The organism is Thiomicrospira microaerophila (assembly GCF_000934765.1).
GTDB classification, from domain to species: domain Bacteria; phylum Pseudomonadota; class Gammaproteobacteria; order Thiomicrospirales; family Thiomicrospiraceae; genus Thiomicrospira; species Thiomicrospira microaerophila.
Window position 1 is genome coordinate 19,208 of the sequence record NZ_KN882198.1, and the last position, 2,652, is coordinate 21,859.

Consider the following 2,652-nt stretch of genomic DNA (forward strand, 5'->3'; position numbering starts at 1 on the left):
GGTCTTAATCCCCTATTTGGCGGGGCTGATCATGAACAGTTGTGGATAACTTATTTTGTTATTTTTCAATAACTTACACAGGAAAATTTCTGCCTATTTTTTAGGCAAAAAAGCTATGTTTGAAAACGAACGAATTTGCCCCGACTTATCCACATTTTTAAAGAACTAGATTAAATCAACACAAACGCTTAATAAGTTTTTTTAAAACAAATTTGAAGGCAATATACTGTACCATCAACACAACTTAGAACGTGTATATAATATTGTTTCAATTAAAACTTATCATATTATAACCTTTTATAGAGTTGATTTCAGACAGCGTTCAAGATCAAGTCAAAATTAAAATCTTAATCCAATAACCAATACAACCCATCTTGAGCAATCCTAATACTCGACAAAAGAAAAATAATCATCACTCACACGTCTATCAGGTTGAAGGATTACCAAGTCCTTCATTATTCTTAGGGTAGTTAGCTTTAAGCCACTGTTTTGTTTTTTGCCAAGCACTTATTTTTGGTGAGCTATCCATTATTAAATCAGGCGTTAAACCAAGGCCATATACCCAAATAGTTTGAGCACTTTCTACTGGGTATGTTCTTACATCATCTTCATTCACATCCATGTATTTTTCAATGAGTGATAGTATTTTTTGTAGCCGTTTTTCACTTGCGTGTATTAGAAAGACTGACTTTTGGAAAGGAAGCCCAACTTTTTTAACTATTCGGTGTATTTTAGCCAAACGTCTTACATGACGAATATCATATGCAAGTACGTGCCACTTCGCGTTGTTATCCATCCTAAACCCCTTAATTTGCTACTTAATATAAAACAGCGTTTTAAAAAAACCTATTCCTATTCCAGTGCCCTTGTTATATATGGGTCTATTTTGGTTTATCCACGCTAACATAACTCTATCTGATTCTGGATTTGCAATAGACTTTAGTTGCAGGTAAAGTTCTTGAGCTTGCTGGCGCGTAAGCAAACACTCATGAACAGATTTTTGCCCATCTAAGCGCCATCGCTTGAGTATTCTTAACATCTTTGCTCTCATGGCATTACTTTTTATGTCATATGCGATGATAACAGGGTATCTAGTTGCCATGCTTTTTCACCTTAGCCTTAAACATTTTTCAAAAAGCATCATCTTGATAATTTTTGGCGTAAGGATTGAGCCTTATATATTTTATGAACGCTACCACTTGCTCTCGACAGTATTGCTCTAGTGTCTTATTCTCCGTAAACTGCGCACAAAGATCAGCCCAAGCATGATAGTAATCGTGCCTTTTTTCCTTAATCAGTCGGCAACCATCTTGATCGGAGTTTGCAAAGTCTTCAGGCCTAAATGATTCATGTAGCGTCTGAATAACCCATAGGTCTAATTGGGGTCGTATTGGCTCTATTAAATCTATCGCTAAAGCAGGCCTTCCTGGGTATGGCTGATGATAAATTCCTAACCAAGGATCTAGCCCCGTTTCCTGTATAACCCTTTGCATGACCAGTGTTAACATAGTATAGCTGAGACTTAAAAAAGCGTTGAGGGGGTCTTTTGGTGGCTGGCGGTTTCGACCATTAAAATTCCAATGCGACTCAATGGCAGGCTTAAGCGCATTAAAGTAATTTCTCGCCAATGTGCCTTCCAAACCCAATAATTTATTTAGTCCAACATGCTCAATAGGTAATATGTTTGCTATATGAGGGATATTTAAGAGTTCAAGCGTTCGGCATTGCGCCAAGTATTTTAAATAAACTAACTGCAGCGCATAATCATGACGACATGCTGGTGTTTGATAACAACTATATTGTGTCATACGCAGCGGTATGCTGTTTGTCAAACCCGCTCCCAACCAGGCTGGCTGGCCCTGCCCCTTTAGTGGAATAATAACAGCAGGAATTCCCTTATCAGCTAAATGTCGCCATACATCTGACTCTACAGCTGGCTTGCCATGAATGACAACATAACTGATTAACTCTATAGGTAGGCTTTGAGTACTAGCCTCGGATGTCTTAATGACAAGGGTGTCTGTTTTGTAACTAACGTGTGCTTCTTTATGATCAATAATAACTGGAAAACCATTCATAGCGAACCTCCATGATGCTCATAAATATCTAATTTCGAATTAAAATAAATATAGAATGGTTCGCTGATGATGTTGCGATCTATTCGATGTGCCTATTTTATTCACTAAATGAATAAAGCTGACAGGTCGCAAGTTTGTGATGTGTGTGATTAATTTTTAATAATGAAGTACATACTGCCCTAAGCCCATCACTGTGGATTTTCCGTTATGCGTGTATTGTCCCATCCAAATCCAGGGCCATAAAGGGTCATCTTGTTTTGTAAATTTCAATTCCATTACGCCTTTTAAACCATCCAGTGGTATCTCTTTTTTTTGACGATTTGAGTAGCGATGATTTTGTTCGAATACTAAATTTTGGACTATCTGATGCTCAGCGGCATTGGCAAACAATGCATTAAAGTCAATCGTCTCTTCATGGTTTTGATGAAAATAGGCCAAACTCGTGATACGTCTAACCAATGTTCGAATAAAAAATTCCCACTCAAAACGATCCGGTTGCATTAAACGTTTATGCTTTAGCAAACGTAGCGGTGTCATCATCTCTAATTCCATGACATGGGGCTGGGGCGGCACA

4 protein-coding genes are annotated in these 2,652 nt (G+C 37.8%); all 4 read right to left on the reverse strand.

Annotated features, from left to right (window positions below):
- Positions 1-427: 427 nt before the first annotated feature.
- Entirely contained in the window at positions 428-796 is a 369-nt protein-coding gene (gene cas2, locus NA59_RS14630; RefSeq protein WP_052501717.1) for a CRISPR-associated endonuclease Cas2, read from the reverse strand.
- Between the two features lie 18 nt (positions 797-814).
- On the reverse strand, positions 815-1,102 hold the full coding sequence (cas2, locus tag NA59_RS13825; RefSeq protein WP_044414221.1) for a CRISPR-associated endonuclease Cas2: 288 nt from the start codon (positions 1,100-1,102) through the stop codon (positions 815-817).
- 28 nt (positions 1,103-1,130) lie between these two features.
- Entirely contained in the window at positions 1,131-2,078 is a 948-nt protein-coding gene (gene cas1, locus NA59_RS14635) for a CRISPR-associated endonuclease Cas1 (protein ID WP_052501718.1), read from the reverse strand.
- A 156-nt stretch (positions 2,079-2,234) separates the two neighbouring features.
- Positions 2,235-2,652 (reverse strand): CRISPR system precrRNA processing endoribonuclease RAMP protein Cas6 (gene cas6 / locus NA59_RS13835; protein WP_232504111.1); only part of this gene is annotated, 418 nt, incomplete at its 5' end.